17 protein-coding genes are annotated in these 16,966 nt (G+C 60.8%); all 17 read right to left on the bottom strand.

From position 1 onward, the window contains the following. Positions 1-9 precede the first annotated feature (9 nt). Positions 10-336, bottom strand: a complete 327-nt coding sequence (gene fliE / locus I9018_RS08390; protein ID WP_068578565.1) for a flagellar hook-basal body complex protein FliE — start codon at positions 334-336, stop codon at positions 10-12. Positions 337-465: 129 nt separating this feature from the next. Beyond that, complete coding sequence (locus tag I9018_RS08385) at positions 466-1,869, bottom strand: sigma-54 dependent transcriptional regulator (protein ID WP_241109195.1); 1,404 nt, start codon at positions 1,867-1,869, stop codon at positions 466-468. A 5-nt stretch (positions 1,870-1,874) separates the two neighbouring features. Beyond that, positions 1,875-3,068, bottom strand: a complete 1,194-nt coding sequence (locus I9018_RS08380) for an ATP-binding protein (RefSeq protein ID WP_241110122.1) — start codon at positions 3,066-3,068, stop codon at positions 1,875-1,877. A 128-nt stretch (positions 3,069-3,196) separates the two neighbouring features. Next, on the bottom strand, positions 3,197-4,672 hold the full coding sequence (locus I9018_RS08375; RefSeq protein WP_124346118.1) for a sigma-54 dependent transcriptional regulator: 1,476 nt from the start codon (positions 4,670-4,672) through the stop codon (positions 3,197-3,199). Between the two features lie 174 nt (positions 4,673-4,846). Then, positions 4,847-5,143, bottom strand: coding sequence for a flagellar protein FliT (locus I9018_RS08370; protein WP_124346117.1), 297 nt, complete (start codon positions 5,141-5,143; stop codon positions 4,847-4,849). A gap of 11 nt (positions 5,144-5,154) precedes the next feature. Then, positions 5,155-5,550, bottom strand: a complete 396-nt coding sequence (gene fliS / locus I9018_RS08365; RefSeq protein ID WP_124346116.1) for a flagellar export chaperone FliS — start codon at positions 5,548-5,550, stop codon at positions 5,155-5,157. Positions 5,551-5,678: 128 nt separating this feature from the next. Beyond that, positions 5,679-7,145 (bottom strand): flagellar filament capping protein FliD, encoded by a 1,467-nt coding sequence (fliD, locus tag I9018_RS08360; protein WP_241109194.1) that lies wholly within the window; start codon positions 7,143-7,145, stop codon positions 5,679-5,681. An 81-nt stretch (positions 7,146-7,226) separates the two neighbouring features. Beyond that, on the bottom strand, positions 7,227-7,613 hold the full coding sequence (locus I9018_RS08355) for a flagellar protein FlaG (protein WP_241109193.1): 387 nt from the start codon (positions 7,611-7,613) through the stop codon (positions 7,227-7,229). 73 nt (positions 7,614-7,686) lie between these two features. Beyond that, the gene (locus I9018_RS08350; protein WP_124346113.1) at positions 7,687-8,535 is read right to left on the bottom strand and encodes a flagellin domain-containing protein; all 849 of its coding nucleotides are present in this window, start codon (positions 8,533-8,535) and stop codon (positions 7,687-7,689) included. Between the two features lie 221 nt (positions 8,536-8,756). After that, positions 8,757-9,026: a hypothetical protein gene (locus I9018_RS08345; RefSeq protein ID WP_241109192.1), complete on the bottom strand. Its 270-nt coding sequence runs from the start codon at positions 9,024-9,026 to the stop codon at positions 8,757-8,759. Next, positions 9,023-10,312 carry a 6-hydroxymethylpterin diphosphokinase MptE-like protein gene (locus I9018_RS08340; protein WP_241109191.1) on the bottom strand — a complete coding sequence of 430 codons (1,290 nt, stop codon included), beginning with the start codon at positions 10,310-10,312 and terminating at the stop codon, positions 9,023-9,025. Before I9018_RS08340 ends, I9018_RS08345 begins: the two co-directional genes overlap by 4 nt. A gap of 82 nt (positions 10,313-10,394) precedes the next feature. Next, a complete protein-coding gene (locus tag I9018_RS08335; protein ID WP_124346110.1) occupies positions 10,395-11,321 on the bottom strand; it encodes a ketoacyl-ACP synthase III in 927 nt (308 codons plus the stop codon). A 217-nt stretch (positions 11,322-11,538) separates the two neighbouring features. After that, complete coding sequence (gene pseI / locus I9018_RS08330) at positions 11,539-12,591, bottom strand: pseudaminic acid synthase (RefSeq protein ID WP_124346109.1); 1,053 nt, start codon at positions 12,589-12,591, stop codon at positions 11,539-11,541. Further along, entirely contained in the window at positions 12,584-14,089 is a 1,506-nt protein-coding gene (pseG, locus tag I9018_RS08325; RefSeq protein WP_241109190.1) for a UDP-2,4-diacetamido-2,4,6-trideoxy-beta-L-altropyranose hydrolase, read from the bottom strand. Before pseG ends, pseI begins: the two co-directional genes overlap by 8 nt. Beyond that, a complete protein-coding gene (pseF, locus tag I9018_RS08320) occupies positions 14,086-14,793 on the bottom strand; it encodes a pseudaminic acid cytidylyltransferase (RefSeq protein WP_241109189.1) in 708 nt (235 codons plus the stop codon). Before pseF ends, pseG begins: the two co-directional genes overlap by 4 nt. Further along, entirely contained in the window at positions 14,790-15,962 is a 1,173-nt protein-coding gene (pseC, locus tag I9018_RS08315) for a UDP-4-amino-4,6-dideoxy-N-acetyl-beta-L-altrosamine transaminase (RefSeq protein WP_241109188.1), read from the bottom strand. The genes pseF and pseC overlap by 4 nt, the downstream gene beginning before the upstream one ends. Continuing rightward, positions 15,959-16,960, bottom strand: coding sequence for a UDP-N-acetylglucosamine 4,6-dehydratase (inverting) (pseB, locus tag I9018_RS08310; protein ID WP_241109187.1), 1,002 nt, complete (start codon positions 16,958-16,960; stop codon positions 15,959-15,961). The genes pseC and pseB overlap by 4 nt, the downstream gene beginning before the upstream one ends. Positions 16,961-16,966 lie beyond the last annotated feature (6 nt).

The following is a 16,966-nucleotide window of genomic DNA, read 5'->3' as shown; positions in this document are numbered from 1 at the left end:
ATCTCGTCCTTAAACCGGCATCTGCATGATGTCTTGATACGCTTGAACCAGCTTGTTACGCACCTGGGTCAAGGCTTGAAAAGACACACTGGCCTTTTGCGAGGAAATCATCACGTCCGTCAGATCGACGCCGCTCTTGCCAATCTCGAAGGCGTTGGCCAACTGATTAGAGGCTTGCTGGGTATCGTTGACCTTGTTCACGGCCTGGCCAAGCAGGTCGGCGAAACTGCTGCCGGCGACCTCTGCTACTGCGGCGGATTTTGGCTGCGACATTGCGTCCATCTGCATGGCCCGCATATCCAACATCAACCGATTAAATTCAATACCTTGGCTCATGGTCTACTCTCTCTGACGACCCGCATTTTTTTGACGCTCACTCCGCGGTTAGTGAGGTGTTAGCAACAAGGGTGCCAGCTCCATGGCTCAACTCGACAAAAGCCCATCCTGGGCTTCGTAAACCTCTCATCAGGTAGCGAACAGATAGGCCTCGACATCCATGCCGGCGTCACGCATCTGCGCCAATTTGTAACGCAGGGTGCGCGGACTGATGCCCAGGCGCTCCGCCGCCTCCTTACGCCGTCCGCGCTCTGAGCGCAGGGTATCGATGATCATCTGGAACTCCCGCCGCCGCAGATCGTCCCCCAGGCCACCCGACTCCTGGGGTGCCTCAGGCAGCTCCCCCACAAAATCGCGGACTGCCTGGCCAACGGGTGCGAGCGCCGGCAACGGCGCACAGGCAACGGGCCCGGCGAGACAGAAATCCTCAGGGCGAATCAGGCCGCCCTGCTGCAGGATCAGGGCCCGCTGCAATGCGTTGTCCAACTCACGCACATTACCCGGCCAAGGGTAGGCCAACAGACAAGCCTGGGCTTCGACCGAGAGCTTGGCGGCGGCATGCTTCATTTTATTGACGTGCTTGAGCAGCAATCTTTCGGCCAGCGGCAGAATATCGGCAGTGCGCTCGCGCAATGGACGCCAGGCCAGGGGGAAAACCGACAAGCGGTAATAAAGGTCCTCGCGGAAACGCCCGGCCGCCACCTCTCCCCCCAGGTCGCGGTTGGTCGTGGCCACTACGCGGATATCCAGGCTGATGGGCTTGCGCGCGCCGACCCGCTCCACTTCACGCTCCTGCAAGACCCGCAGCAGCTTGGCCTGCAGGCCGAGGGGCATTTCGGAGATCTCGTCGAGCAGAATCGTGCCACCATCGGCCTGCTCGAACTTGCCCGGCTGGGCTGCGATAGCGCCCGTAAAGGCCCCCTTCTCATGCCCGAACAGAGTGGCCTCGAGCATGTTGTCCGGAATCGCCGCACAGTTGATGGCGATAAAGGGCTGGCTCGCACGGTGCGAATGCTGGTGAATGTAGCGCGCCAGCACCTCCTTGCCAGTGCCCGACTCCCCGGAGATCAGCACCGTGGAATCACTGCGGGCCACTCGACTCGCCAGCTCCAGCAACTGCATGCTGGCCGGCTCGAAGGCGACCGGACCTTCATCGTCGCTCACTCCCAAGCAGCCCAGGGCATGACGCGCCACCAGATCGAGCAGGGCCCTGGGTTCGAAGGGCTTGACCAGATAATCGGCGGCCCCCTGGCGCATGGCATCCACGGCACGCTCGACTGCGCCGTGGGCCGTCATCAATAGCACCGGCAACTGCGGCTGGCGCGCGCGCAGCAGGCCCAGCAACTGATGGCCATCCATGCCGGGCATGTTGACGTCACTGAGCACCAGGCTGAAAGACTCGCTGGCCACTGCCGTCAATGCCTCTTCGGCGCTACCGACCGCCTTGTAGTCATGCCCCGCCAGCAGCAGGGTGTCGGCCAGCGCTTCACGCAGGGCGCGATCGTCTTCAACCAGTAGAACCTTGATTGCCATTGCCTTCACTCCACTCCATGGGCACTGGAGAACAGAGGCAGGGTCACCAGTGCGCAAGTACCACGCCCGGGACGCGAGCGCAGTGACAATTCTCCCTGATGAGCCCGCGCCACCGCCTTGACCACTGTCAGGCCAAGCCCTGTTCCATTGGCCTTGGTGGTGAAAAACGGCTCCCCCAGGCGCTCCAGCACGGCAGCGTCGATACCACTGCCATTGTCACTGATACACAACCGCAAGGTGTCATCACGCCGATACAGGTGGACCTTCAAGCGTGCCGTTGCGGCACTGGCCTGGAGCGCATTCTCGATCAGATTGAGCAAGGCCCCCACCAGGGTGTCGCGATTGCACAACAGCTCGCCTTCGCGGCTATCGCACTGCCAGCGCACCGACGCCTCCTGGACATGAGGCGCGGCCGCTTCCTGCAACGACTGCAATAGGGCACTGGGCGTCAGGCGATCCGTCAACGGCAGCTCGCCACGGGCGAACACCAGCATGTCGCGCACCTGGTGCTCGAGCTCATGCAGGCGCTCCTTGAGCCGACCGGCAAAACGCTGCTGGGTGCTCACGGGCAGCTCCTGCTCGGTCAAATGGCTGGCATACAACAAGGCCGCCGACAGCGGCGTACGGATCTGGTGCGCCAGGGACGCCACCATTTTGCCCAGGGAGGACAGACGCTCATGGCGAGCCAGCTGATCTTGCAAATGGCGGGTTTCAGTCAGGTCGTTGAGCAGCACCAATTGCCCAGGTTCTGCATCCAGCGAGCGGGTCGAGATGGACAGCCGTCGACCGTCGCGCAGGGAAATCTCATGACCATCGTCTTCGCGCGGAGCGAAACTGCGGGTAATGACGTTGCGCCACAACTCCCCTTCCAGGGGCAAGCCCAGGAGATCACAGGCGGCCGGGTTGGCTTCGCTGACGATGCCATGGCCATCGATCACGATCACGCCACCTGGCAACAGGTCGAGGAGGTTCTGCAGGCGATTGGCCAGGCGTTCTTTTTCCGCCAGCTCCTGCATGCGTTGGGCACTGACCACCGCCAACTCGCCCTTGAGCTCGGTGACCCGGGCTTCAAGCATGCTGTAGGAGTCAGTAAGTTGGCTCGATACCTGGTTGAACAGGGCAAAGGCCTGCTCAAGACCCAGCCGACTTGCCTGCTCTACGGACGACGATTGCCCCTGGGTATCGGGGGCAGGAGACATCTGGGCGGCTTGGGGCATGGGGCTCTCTCGCGTGGCTGACCGTCAGTTAAACGGAACGTTACGAGAGACTTAGCAATACCCGTGCCTAAAAAAAACCGCCCATATTTCAAAGACTTGAAAAACAGGCGTCAATCATCCGCCTGCTCATCACCTTCACGACGGCTCATGCCGTACTTGCGCATTTTCTCCACCAGGGTGGTACGCCGGATACGCAACCGCTCGGCGGCACGCGCCACGATGCCATTGGCGTCGTCCAGCGCCTGCTGGATCAACCCCTGCTCCAGGCTACCGAGGTAGTCCTTCAGATCCAGGCCTTCCGGCGGCAGCATGGCGGTGGAAGCAAAGTCCGGGGCATGGCCGTTGATCGCCACCCGCTCTTCCAGGTCGCTGCGCAGGCTGTCGACCATCTGCTCGTCTTCATCGTCGACATAGCGGAATTTCTTCGGCAACTCGACCACGCCGATCACCCCATAGGGGTGCATGATCGCCATGCGCTCTACCAGGTTGGCCAGCTCGCGGACGTTGCCCGGCCAACCATGACGGCACAAGGACATGATGGCGGCGGAATTGAAGCGAATCGAACCGCGCTTCTCGTGCTCCATACGCGAGATCAGCTCGTTCATCAGCAGTGGAATGTCTTCCACCCGCTCACGCAGCGGGGCCATCTCGATGGGGAACACATTGAGGCGGTAGTACAGGTCCTCACGGAAACTGCCGACCTCGATCATGCTTTCCAGGTTCTTGTGGGTCGCAGCGATGATGCGCACATCCACACCCTGGGTCTTGTTGCTACCCACGCGCTCGAAGGTCCGCTCCTGCAGCACACGCAAGAGCTTGACCTGCATCGGCAACGGCATGTCACCAATTTCATCGAGGAACAGCGTTCCGCCATTGGCCAGCTCGAAACGCCCGGCACGACTGGTAATCGCCCCGGTGAATGCGCCTTTTTCATGGCCAAACAGCTCGCTTTCCAGCAACTCTGCAGGAATCGCCCCGCAATTGACCGGCACGAAAGGCGCGTCGCGGCGCTTGGAGTGATAGTGCAAGTTGCGTGCAACCACTTCCTTGCCGGTACCCGACTCGCCAAGGATCAGCACGCTGGCGTCGGTATCCGCCACCTGTTGCATCATCTGCCGGACGTGCTGGATCGCTCGGCTGGTGCCGACCAGGCTACGAAACAGATTGGGTTCGCGATGACGCCCGCGCTCACGCGCCTGGTCGTACATCTCACGATAGACCTGAGCCCGATGCAGCGAGTCGAGCAGCTTGCTGTAGCTAGGCGGCATTTCCAGGGTGGACAGCACCCGACGACGCTGATCTTCGGGAAGATCAACAGAGGAATTTTCACCCATCAGCAGAACCGGAAGGAACTCATCCCAGGTCGAGAGTGTCTTTAACAAGCCCGGAAGTGCGCCAGGAGCATTTACGGTCCCGATGAGGACGCAAATAACTTCACGACTGGACGACAAAGAGTCGACAGCCTGCTGCCAGTCATGGCTACCGCAGGGTAAATTTTCTTCGCCGAGAAAATTTAAAATCACCGCCAGGTCGCGGCGGCGGACGCTATCGTCATCGATCAGCAGAATTTTGGTTTCACGCCACATGCAATAGCAACTTCCCTAGTCAACTCAATGCCCGAAAAAAAGGGGGCAAGCTAGACGCGCTTGAAGGCATTTTCTGCCCTCATAGACGCCTGAAATCTGAAAACAGCCACTAGTTAAGTCAAAAAAGCGTGCACAGTCAAATTTATGGCGCGCAGTGTTCGGTTCAACTCGACATTAACCGAACAAATGGTAAACCTTTGCTGCGTTCTGTGCTTGGTGGATCTGCGACATCTCGTCGAATATCGCTTGGCGCTCGCCAGTCGCCACTTCCAGCAGTTGCCGATAGACCCCCAGCAACTCCTCCAGATTGTCCTTCAGGGCTGCCTCGTCGACCTCGGCTTCGCTGAGTACGTCCTCCATGCACGAACGGCAGGCCAGGTCCAACTCACCGATGGCTTGCCAATTGCGCTCGGCCAAGGCATCGACCAGGGCCACGCGAGTTTCTTCAATGCGTTGCAGGACTGCACTCATGGTGTTTCTCCTTAAAACTGCGGACCCGGGGCTGCGATCGCATCCCAGCCCTCTTTGACCGTACGCAGCAGGTCGGCGACCTCATCGAGAATCTTCGGGTCGCTCTTGATGTTAGCCTCGGTCAGGCGCTTCATCATGTAGGTGTACAGGCCGTCCAGATCCCCCAGGGTATCCATGGAGTTTTCCAGGTCCAGGCCTTCGCGCAAGCCACCAATGATGCCGATGGCCTTGTTGATGAACACGCCCTTGTTGGCAACATCCTTGCGCTCTATTGCACCCTTGGCCTGAGCGATACGATCCAGGCCACCTTCCATCAGCATCTGCACCAGGCGATGCGGGCTAGCCTCGGAGGTCTGCGCCTGTCCACCCACCTTTTGGTACTGGCGAAGGGCTAACATCGGATTCATGTGGTACCTCTTCAAAACTCAAGGGTTTGTATAAACAGCGTATCGACGCAACGTCAAAAAACTTTAGGTCAAATGCAAAAGCCCGGAGCGCTGGAAAACGCTGCCGGGCTTTTGGCGCAGACTGTATATCAGGATTTCTTCTGCGCGTTCAATGCCTCGAACATCGAAGTGATGTTGTTGCCGGTAGCCTTCAGCTTGCCGACCAGGGTGTCCATGTCGTTGTATTTCTTGGTCAACACGGCGGTCAGCGTTTCGATCCGACGATCCAGGGCAGCCTGCTGGTCGGTGAGCTTCTTCTTGACCAGGTCCAGGTTCTTGGTCCGAGTGGTCAGAATTCCCTCGGTCTTACCGACGCCCTGGGTGAATGGCTTGATCGCAGCAGTCATGCGATCCAGCAGGCCCGACCCCGGAACGGCATCGTCACCGGTGAACAGCTTTTGCACTTCGCCGCCCAGCTTCTTGTCGTTCATGGCTGCCGTGAATTTCTTGTCATCGAAATCCAACGCACCGGTCTTCTGGTTGGTCGTGATCCCCAACTGCGCCAGCACGGTCAGCTTGCCGCCCGAGCCGCCTACTTGCGACAACGGCTCACGAATCGCCGCCAGGATAGAGCGCGGCAGCGGGTCACCGGTCAACTGGGCGGGCACGGTCGGCTTGCCATCGTCGTCCAGGGACGGCTTGGTCAAGGTCGAGATGCCGTTGGCCACGGCATTGTAGGCATCGACGAACTTCTGGATGGAAGTCTTGAGCCCCTCGGTGTTGGTCTTCACTTCCACCGTGATTGAAGTATTGGGGGCCGTTGGTGCCACGAGATTCAGCTTGAGCCCCGAGATGGCCTGGGTGACCGTGTTGCTCTTACTGGTCAGCGCCATTCCATCGACCGTGAACTTGGCATCTTTAGCCAGGCTGCCAATGGCACCGGAAGAAGTGGCCGTGACCGGATTAGCCTCGTCCGACATCACCTTGGTGCCATCGATCTGCAGCTCGGGAATGCCGCTCACGGAGAGGTCGGTACCCGCGCCCGTCTTATCAGAACCGACCACCAGGCGCGAGCCGAACGAGTCGGTCACGATGTTGGCACTGATCCCGGACGACGCCATCTTGGAGTCGGCGTTGATCGCATCACGCACCGATTGCAAAGTGGCATTCGCACCGACGGCCAGAGAGTAACTGGAGGAGCCCTGAGTGATGGTCAGGGTACCCTTCGAAATAGGGCTGGAAACGCCACCCGAAAAGGCCTGACTGGCTACTTTCGATGAAGTAGCAAGGTTTTGCACGGTAACGGTGTACTTGCCGGCAACCGCGTCATTACCCGCCGTGGCATCCACGAACTTGGCATCGCTGGAAGTCGCGGCAAAACCTGTAAAGGCTGGATTGACAGCACTGCCCAGCCCGGCGACCGAGAGGGTGCTTTGAAAGGTCGACAGCAACGATTGCAAGGTTCCGATACCGGAGATGCTCGCGCTGTTGCTCGCGGTTGCACGGTCGATCTGGCCCTGCTTGGCTGCTTTGTCAGCATTGACCAATGCCTTGACGATGGCACCGGTATCGAGACCGGAACCCAGACCGGTACCCGGTAGAATTGGACTTGCCATGTGTATCTCCCTTCAGTGTGCCGCCAGTCTTTTGACCGCCACAGCGTCCAAAAGTACAGAAAACAATATTCGTGCCAGCTATCAGACCTTGGCGCTGAACAGCAGGCTGCTGGCATCGTTCAAACTGTTTGCCAGTCTCAGCACTTCTTCGTTGGGGATCTGGCGAACCACTTCCCCCGAGTCGCTGGCAATCACTTTGACTACAACTTTGCCGGAGGGCTCGTCGATGGAGAACTCCAGGTTACGCTTGACCGACTGGACGAACTTCTCGATTTCCTGCACGGCCATCTTTACTTTTTCCTGCTCGGATTGAGACTCTTTCCTGTTTTCCTGGGTGTGCACGGCTGGATCAGCCACAGCAGCCACAGCAGGAACACGGTCTTGAGACTTTTCCACAGGGTGGTCAGCGACAGGCGTCGCGGGCTTGGCCACGGGATAAGACAAGTTCAGCTTCACGCTCATATCCATGTCCACCACCTCTTAAAGTAAAAAAGCGAGAGAGCACGACCAGCGCACTCCCCCGCCAAAGCTTAGCCAGCTATTACTGAAGCAGCTTCAGTACAGCGGATGGCAGTTGGTTGGCCTGGGCCAGAACTGCGGTCGAAGCTTGTTGCAGAGTCTGCTGCTTAGTCAGCTGGGCAGTTTCAGCAGCGAAGTCGGTATCTTGTACGCGACCCAGTGCAGCACTGGCGTTTTCGTTGATGTTCTGCAGGTTGGAGATGGTGCTGGTCAGACGGTTCTGGGCAGCACCGAGGTCGGCACGGCTGGAGTTGATGGTCTGCAGCGCCTTGTCGATGGCATCCAGCGACTTGGTAACGTTGGTGTCGATGTTGGAGCTGTCGCCGGTGATGGCGATGGTGCCGGAGTCAACACCCAGGGTGGAAGCGTCGAAGCCGCTAGCCAGGGTGATGGTGATCTGGTTGGTAGCGCCAGTGTTGGAACCAACCTGGAAGGTCATGGTGCCAGCAGTACCGTCGATCAGGTTCTTACCGTTCAGGTTGGTCGACTTGGCGATACGGGTCAGCTCGTCCGACATCTGCGAGAACTCTTTGTTCAGAGCAGTACGGTCAGCAGTGCCGTTGGAGTCGTTTCGAGCCTGAACAGCCAGTTCACGCATACGCTGCAGGATGTTGGTGGATTCTTGCATCGCACCTTCAGCGGTCTGGGCGATGGAGATACCGTCGTTGGCGTTCTTGATCGCCATGTTCTGACCACGGATCTGCGAAGTCATACGGGTAGCGATCTGCAGGCCAGCAGCGTCGTCTTTTGCACTGTTGATCTTCAGGCCGGAAGACAGGCGAGTCATCGAAGTCGACAGAGCGTCGGAAGCGCGGTTCAGGTTTTTCTGAACGCTCAGCGATGTAACGTTAGTGTTTACTGTTAAAGCCATGACGAATTCCTCGTTGGTTGGGTACTGCGGCTTCCGGCCCTGGCAACCGCCGGGTAATGGCCTAGAGAACCTTCGTAATAGTTATCGTCGCGGATGCAAGTTGCTTTAGGGCTTTTTCAAAAATATTTGCCATCACCCTGCCACCCCTTTAAATACAAGGGCTTAAACCCCTACCCAACGAAAAACTGACGCCAGAAAACCTTGCCCGACAAGGCACACATTCAATCGGCGAACCCCTCCTGCAGCCAATCCACCAGTTCATATTCCAGATAGTCGGCGAGCCCCAGCCAGTTCTGCGCTTCCTGGCACGCCAGCATCGCCCCCAACAGCCGGGCCCAGTCCTGCTGAAACGCCCCCGGTGCGGTATCCACCCGTGCCTGCACCGACTCGAACAGGTCGACCATGACTCCCGCCGCCTCGACATCGCACCCCAGGCGAAACAGCCTGGCAACCGCCCGAGCGCGGGCCAGCAACGGCTCAAGCGACTTCATTGGACATAGTCTCCATGGAAGGTGGTACCGGCGATCATCGCGCCGCTACGGCTGGTATTGAAGAAAGCAACATCAGGCCGAGTCTCGATGTATCGCTCCAACTCGCAGAGGTAACTGCGAAAATTGAGCTGGGTCCTCACCCGCTGCCCGTGGCCATCGAGCACCCAATGCCTGGCCACGCCCAGCTGCGGCCCCAGATCCCCATCCTCCCAGCCGGCATGGGTACGGTTTAGCGCAAACGCAAAATCTGCACCGAATAGCGTGATGCGCTTGCCGCCCATCCTCACTGCCAGGTCTACCGCCGGATGAATCACGCTCCCGCCAGAGTGCAGCTGCGCGCGAGGCAGGCGCTGGCGCAGCGCCTGGAACACATCGCTGGCCGAGTAGCCGACATAACGCGGCCCCTGCCAGCCTTCGAGCACCTGCGGATCGGCCAGGGGCATATAGACCAGGATCGTCCCCTCACTGTCCTCGGGCGGTAGGTGCCGAGTGGAGATCCGCTGGTCGATGCTCACCACCAGATCCGGCCGGATGCCATTCCTGCGCAGCGGCATATAGGCCGTATCGACACACATCAACAGCGGCCTGTGCGCCTGGCCGGCCAAGGCACGCAATGCACCAAAGTGCTGCTCCAGGCTCGGCCCGGTAGCGATGACGAAAACCTCTCGCCCAACACAGGTATCGAACAGCTGGGCGACATCAGGATCGATCGCGACCCACGGCTCCACGGCCACAAGCCGCTCCTGTAGCTGCTCCACATCTTCACTGAACAGTCGGTTATTGAAGGCCAGGTGGGTCTCGCTGATCAGCCGGTCACGAATCTTCGCGCTGTGATCGTCCGCCAGCACCAGCTCGGCCGGCAGGGCGAAGAACGGCAACTGGATCTCGCGCAAGTCACCGGCGTACAGCAACTCCACCCGCGGATCGGCCAGCCAGCCGTCCTGCTCCAGCAGCTGCAGCACCAGCTTGAACACGGCGCCGTTGAGAATATGCACATAAAGGCGCTCAAGGGATGGCCTGGCCAATAACTCCAACTGCAGGTCGCCAAGCCCCGTTCCATACAAATGCAGCACCGCCTCCTGGGGCAAGCTGGCCGCCTGTTGCTGAGCCTCCAGGGTACGGTCATGGCGGCTGGTCAACTGGATGCCGGAAATGCTCAGGGTCGACCCCAGTCCTTGCACCAGGTCCGCCTGCAAGGCGGCGCCATCCTCAGCCTCGATCCGGGCCTGCAGCGCCGGCCAGCGCTCTCTCAGTACCCGGGCGTTATGTTCAAAGCAGTCGCTCATGCTGCCTCGCCTTTTGAGTAGTGCAAAAAAAAGCGCTCAAGACCATGGCTTGAGCGCCCCATTTGTCGCCGTGAGCAGGTCGTCACGCGCGGTAGATGATCGCCGACCCCCAGGACAGGCCAACACCGAAGCCGCTCAGGGCCACGCGCTTCCAGCTGGAGTCGAACATGTGCTTCTCCAACAGCAGCGGGATGCTCGAAGACACAGTATTGCCGGTTTCCACCATGTCCTTGATGAATTTCTCAGGATTGTCCTCGAAACGCCGGGCCACGGCGTCAACGATGGCGGCACTGCCCTGGTGGATGCAGAAGGCATCGATATCCTCAGGCTGCAAGCCTGACTCACCCAGCAGTTCGTGCAGGTGGGCCGGCACCTTGAGCAGGGCGAAGTTGAACACCTGGCGGCCATTCATGAAGAACACACCATCGGACACCTTCAAGTGCGCAGCTCCGGAGCCATCGGTGCCGAACTTGGCCTTGCCCAACTGCCAGGGTGCATCCTCACCCAACCAGGTGGCGGTCGCCGCATCACCGAACAACATGGTGGTATTGCGATCCTCGGGATCGACGATCTTCGAATAAGGGTCGGCAGTCACCAGCAGGCCATTTTTCAGCCCTGCGGCCTCCATGAAGCCCTTGATGGCATAGATGCCGTAGACATACCCGGAGCAACCCAGGGAAATATCGAAGGCCGCCAGGCTGGTTGGAAGGCCCAGCTTGTCCTGAACGATCGCCGCGGTATGGGGCAAGCCCTCCTCGTCGCCGTTCTGGGTGACCACGATCAGCACGTCAATGGCTTCGCGCTTGAGTTCGGGGTTGTTGGCGAACAATGCATTGACAGCTTCGACGCACAGGTCGGAAGTTTCTTGGGCGGCCTCTTTGCGAGGCAGGAAGGCCGATCCGATCTTGCCCAGGATGAACTCTTCATCCTTGCCGAATTTTGCACCTTGTGCGTAGTTATCCAGGCCGGCTACAGGCACGTAGCTCGCAATGCTTTTTATGCCAATCATTACGGCTTCCCAATAATAAACAGCTCAATACCCCCGCTCAGTCACCTGGCAGGGGCTGCCGAAAAAACACGGATGATTCCGCGAGCATAGCGTTATCGGGAAGAACCATGGGCTGTCACGCAAGGCTGGCGCCATCTTCCCGAGCCATACATTACAGTGAAGATGCACGTTATGACCTATAGGTCACGCCATTGGACCGAATCACCCGGATAAAGGCTTATTCGACGAGCGTCCAATCCAGCGCGGTGCCACGTTTCAGCGCCTGGCGCGCGCGCCGCCCGAGCAACGCCTCATAGTGCTTGGGCGCCAACCCCAGTCCGGGGCGAATCGCCCGTACATTGTCGGCGCAGAACAACTCCCCGGCCTGCATGTCCCGGGTGACATACAACGAACGGCGATACACCAGGGACTTGCCCTCGGCCTGGGTCGGGCCATAACGCACCTGCCCCATGGCCTGCCAGGCTCGCTCGGTTTCCACCACCAGGCTGGCCAGCTCCGCAGGCTCCAGGGAAAAGCTGGCATCGACGCCGCCCGCCGCGCGATCCAGCGTGAAATGCTTTTCGATCACCGTGGCCCCCAGGGCCACGGCCGCTACCGAAACCCCGACGCCCATGCTGTGATCGGACAACCCCACCTCACAACCGAACAACGCCCGCAGGTGCGGAATCGTCAGCAGGTTGCTGTTGGCCGGCGAGGCCGGATAGGTACTGGTGCACTTGAGCAGCACCAGGTCGCGGCAGCCGGCTTCGCGGGCAACCCGTACGCTTTCGTCCAGCTCGGCGATGCTGGCCATGCCCGTGGAAATGATCAACGGCTTGCCCGTGGCCGCGACCCGACGAATCAACGGCAGGTCGGTATTTTCGAAACTGGCGATCTTATAGGCCGGAACCCCGAGGCCTTCGAGAAAGTCCACCGCGCTCTCATCGAAAGGCGTGGAAAATGCCAGCATGCCCAGCTCCCGCGCCCGGGCGAAGATCGGTTCGTGCCACTCCCAGGGGGTATGGGCCTGCCGATACAGTTCGTACAGGGAGGAGCCAGCCCAGAGACTATCCGGATCCTTGATGAAAAACTCACCCTGATCCAGGTCCAGGGTCATGGTATCGGCTGTATAGGTCTGCAGCTTCAGCGCGTGGGCTCCGGCCTTGGCTGCCGCCTCGACGATTCGCAAGGCCAGATCCAGCGACTGGTTATGGTTGCCACTCATCTCGGCGATGATCAGCGGCGCGGCGCCTGCGCCCACGGAGCGCGAGCCGATCTTGAAACTAGTCATCCAGAGACTCCTTCAGTACACGGGTGAATTCGCAAGCCCCCTGCTCATAACCGGCCCCGCGAAACAGCGCCAGCGAAACCTGGTTCTGCGCCAATACCTGGGCCCGCAGGCGCTTGACCTCAGGCCAGTGGCGCATCAGGTGGCCCTCGCCCTGCTCCAGCAACGCGCGCCCCCAGCCCTGGCCGAATCGCCCGGCAAACAGGTAGATCGACACTTCGGCCACTTCTCCCTGGCGATCGTAGCGCAGCATGCCCACAGGACCGTCAAGCAGCTCGGCAATCAGCAACAGGCGTTCTGGGTCGCCCAGGGCGCCTGTCAGCCATTGCACATGCTCCTGCCAGCCCGTAGGTTCGGACTGCCTTGACCAGCGCCTTACGGCTTCGGCGTTGCGCCCCTCGAACAACAGCCTGGCATCCGCGAAGCTGGCCGGCCGCCAGCGCAACACCGCGCAGAACAGCGCCGCAGCGACGCGCTGCACGCCCAGGCCATCCACCAACTCACGCCCGCGCTCGGCCAGGCAGTGACGCAAGCCGGGATTCTCGACAAGCAAGCCCAAGGCCTGGCGTAGCTGCTCGACACTGACCTCTTCGCAACGCCCCAGGTACAGATGGGCTCCCGCCTCGGCCAGTAGCCGGGCGTTGGCCTCCTGGTTAGCAGCCACGCTGACGCAGACGCTAGGCACCCCTAGCGCCGCACGCTCCCAACTGGTACCGCCGCCGGCCCCAAGGCACAGGTCGGCCGCCCCCAGGAGCCCGGCAAAATCCGCGACATAGCCATGCAGTCGCCAGTTCGGCCTGGTCGCTGCCAGCATTTGCATGGCCTGCCAGTCAGGGTTTTCGTTGCCGGCGACAAAGTCCACGTCCAGCTCGGGCAATTGCGCCAGCGCCAGCATGGCCTTGTGAGTCTGGCGCGCAGCATCGAAACCACCGAAGTTCACCAGCACTCGTCGCGCCCGAGGCAGGATCACCCGCGCCGGACGCTGGAACGCCTCACGCAACAATGCGAAGCGCGGGCCGAACAGGGTGCGGCAAGTATCATCATGCAACCCTGCATAAGCCTCGGCGGTGCCGCTGAAGTTCTGGTCCAGCAACAAGTCCACGGCATGCCGGCGATTGGCCAGGTCGTCGATCGCGGCAATCCGTGGCGCCCACTGGCGTGCAGCACGCTGCCACTGATGATCCAGGCCATAGTGATCCACCAGCACCCAGTCGAAGCGTGACTGCTCGCCCAGCGCCGTAGCCAGCGCCGCGATATCCGCCTGCCAGGGCAAGGCGGCCTCGATGCCGGCACCCGGCTGCTCGCCGGAATAGACCGCGGGCAACTCGAAAACCTGGAACCCTTCGGCCTGCAAGTCGGCCAGGCGATGGCCGGGCAAACGCCGGCAAGCGAACGCCACGTTGGCACCTTGCGCACGCAGGGCCCTGGCCAGGGTCAGGCATCGGGCCACATGCCCGCTGCCGATGGCCGGCGAGGCATCTGCGCGAATCAGCACCCTCATTCCAGCTCGCCTCCGGCCTTGAGCGCGGCATACAGATACTCGGCACGCCGCCAGTCTTCCTCGGTATCGATGTCCTGCACCAAATGGCGCGGCAGGATCACTGGCAGGCTGCGAGGCGAAAACAGTATCTGGCCCTCCAGCCAGGCGTGGGTCCGCCCCCAATAGAACTGCGCGGCATCCTGGTAGGCCGCCGGCAGGTCCTGGGAGCGAACCTGGCGAAACTCCGGATACAGGGCCTGCACGGCGCCATCGGCATCGAGGGTCAATGCCCGCTGCACCGGAAAACCAAAGCCACACACCGAGAAAGCGAACCCTCGTTCCGGATGCGCCACCAGCGCTTCCAGCCCCTGGCGCAGGTAGCGCTGCTGCAGCAACGGCGCAGTTGCATAGATGCAACAGGCGTATTCGAACACCCGCCCCTGCTCCCGCAACGCCTGCAAGGCATGGACGATGACCGCGGCAGTGCCAGTGAAATCATCCGCCAGGCTCTCGGGGCGAACAAAAGGCACTTCAGCGCCATGGGCCACGGCCAGCTCGGCAATCTCAGGATCATCGGTGCTGACCACCACGTGCTGGAACAGCCCCGAAGCACGGGCGATGTCGATCGAGCGCACGATCATCGGTACGCCATCGAAGGGCTTGAGGTTCTTGCGCGGGATCCGCTTGCTGCCGCCACGGGCGGGAATGATCGCGACGGCGCTCACGCGGCCTCCGGTGCCCGGAGCAAGCGTCGCAACTGCTCGACCACGTAATCCTGATCGTCGTCGCTCAATCCGGGGTACATGGGCAAGCTGATGGCCTGGGCGTAATAGCGTTCGGCCTCGGGAAAATCCCCTGCGGCGAAACCCAGGTCCTGGTAATAGGGCTGCAGGTGCACCGGGATGTAATGCAGGTTGACGCCGATTCCCGCGGCCCTCAGGCCCTCGAAAACCTCTCGATGGGAACGCCGCAGGCCTTCAGGCTGCAACCGTACGACATACAAGTGCCAGGCCGACTGCGCTTCAGCCTGGGACCGCGGCAGCGTCAGCGGCAATTCCTGCAACCGCTGTCGGTAGCGCTCGGCCAGGTAACGACGGCGCTGCACGAACTCGTCCAGCTTGTTCAACTGCGACAACCCCAGGGCCGCCTGCAGGTCCGTCATCCGGTAGTTGAACCCAAGTTCGGTCTGTTGGTAGTACCAGGGGCCGTGGGAATCCCCTCTCATCTGCGCCGGGTCACGGGTCATGCCATGGCTGCGCAAGCGCCGCAAATGGTCCGCCAGCTCAGCGTCGTTGGTCATGACCATGCCACCTTCGGCACTGGTAATGATCTTCACCGGGTGAAAACTGAACACCGTCATCGCCGCGAACTCGCCACAACCCACCGGACGCCCGGCATAGCTGGCGCCAACGGCATGGGAGGCATCCTCGATCAGGATAAAGCCATAGCGCTCGGCGAGCTCCGCCAGCCGGCGCATGTCACAGCTTTGCCCAGAGAAGGCCACGGCCACCAGCACCTTGGGCAGGCGCCCCTTGGCAGCGGCGAGCAGCAATTTGCGCTCCAGCGCCTGGGCATCGAGGTTCCAGGTATGTGGATCGATATCGACGAAATCCACCTGTGCCCCGCAATAACGCCCACAGTTGGCCGACGCCAGGAAGGTGTTGGGGCTGGTCCACAGCCAGTCGCCGGGGCCCAGGCCGGCAGCCAGGCAAGCGATATGCAGGGCTGATGTCGCATTGCATACCGCCACGCCATGGGCCGCCTGGCAACGCAGCGCCATCGCCTGCTCAAAGGCCTCGATGCCCGGCCCCTGGGTCAGCCAGTCGGACTGCAGGACCTGCACCACGGCATCGATATCCGCCTGGTCCAGGCTCTGGCGACCGTAGGGGATCATGCCAGGATTCCCTCATGCAGCTCGGCAATCTGGCGCACGGAGAGAAACTGCGGATTGGTGTCGGAGCGGTACTCGAAATCCTCGGCTACCGGCACACCTTTCTCCCCTACCCCATCCATGGCGAAATCAACATTGACGCTGGTAAAGCGAATGGACGGCTGGATCGTGTAGTGATCGGCGAATTCCAGGGTCATGCGTGCATCATCCAAAGGCACCATCAACTCGTGGAGCTTCTCTCCAGGACGGATGCCCACCTGCCTGTGGGGCAGATGTGGAGCCATGCCCGAAGCCAGGTCGAGGATGCGAATCGAAGGAATCTTCGGCACGAAGATTTCTCCACCGTGCATGCGGGCAAAGCTGTCGAGGACAAACTGCACACCATGGTCCAGGGTGATCCAGAACCGGGTCATGCGCTCATCGGTGATCGGCAGCTCGCTCGCCCCTTCGGCTATCAGCTTGTTGAAAAACGGCACCACCGAGCCACGGGAGCCTGCGACATTGCCATAACGCACCACGGCGAACCGAGTGGGCTGCTCGCCGGCAATATTGTTCGCGGCAACGAACAGTTTGTCCGACAGCAACTTCGTCGCGCCATACAGGTTGATCGGGCTCGCAGCCTTGTCGGTAGACAAGGCCACGACCTTCTTCACCCCATTGTCGATCGCCGCGGCAATGATGTTCTCGGCGCCATTGACGTTGGTACGAATGCACTCCGTCGGGTTGTATTCCGCCGCCGGAACCTGCTTCAGGGCCGCGGCATGGACCACGAAGTCGATACCGCGCATGGCCTGGCGCAACCGCTCGGCATCACGCACATCCCCCAGGAAGTAACGCATGCAGGGCGCATTGAAGGTCTGCTGCATTTCGTACTGCTTGAGCTCATCGCGCGAGAACACCACCACCCGCTTGGGCTGGTACAGCTCAAGCAGGCGGCGAATGAAGTTGCGACCGAAGGAGCCGGTACCGCCAGAGATGAAAATCGACTTGCCGTTGAACATGACGGG

Source organism: Pseudomonas sp. MPFS (genome assembly GCF_022537035.1).
Classification (GTDB): domain Bacteria; phylum Pseudomonadota; class Gammaproteobacteria; order Pseudomonadales; family Pseudomonadaceae; genus Aquipseudomonas; species Aquipseudomonas sessilinigenes.
Note: the sequence above shows the minus strand (reverse complement) of the source record. Positions and strands in the feature narration are given on the sequence as shown.